The 383-nt window shown below is 76.5% G+C and carries 1 pseudogene; it reads right to left on the reverse strand.

The annotated features are described in order from the left end of the window. A pseudogene (locus M3677_RS17805) lies at window positions 1-383 on the reverse strand (hypothetical protein); the annotation flags it as partial.

Here is a 383-nt window from a genome sequence, read left to right on the forward strand (position 1 = left end):
GTTCCAGCTCGGCCTGCGCCGGCGCCAGCGGCAGGGGCGGGAAGGCCGCGGTGACCAGCAGCCCGATGAGCGCGCCGAGCAGGGTCAGCCCGGCGTACCCGGCGACGTAGCCCAACGGGTCGGCGTTGCCGATGATCAGCACGAACAGGGCCGCGGTAGGGGCCCAGCTGCCCGCCGCCCCGAGCACCCGCCACCCGCCCACGGCGATCCCGGCCGCCACCACGAGCGCGATGGTGACGACGTTGGGGTAGCTCAGCGCGTCGACGCCCAGGGCGACGCCGGCGCCCAGCGCGATGGCGGCGACCGTCTGCAGGCCCTCGCGGGCCGATCCGGCCAGGGTGGTCGAGGTGGCGACGACGGCACCCAGCGGCGCGTAGTAGGGG

The organism is Curtobacterium sp. P97, from assembly GCF_023712445.1.
Taxonomy (GTDB): domain Bacteria; phylum Actinomycetota; class Actinomycetes; order Actinomycetales; family Microbacteriaceae; genus Curtobacterium.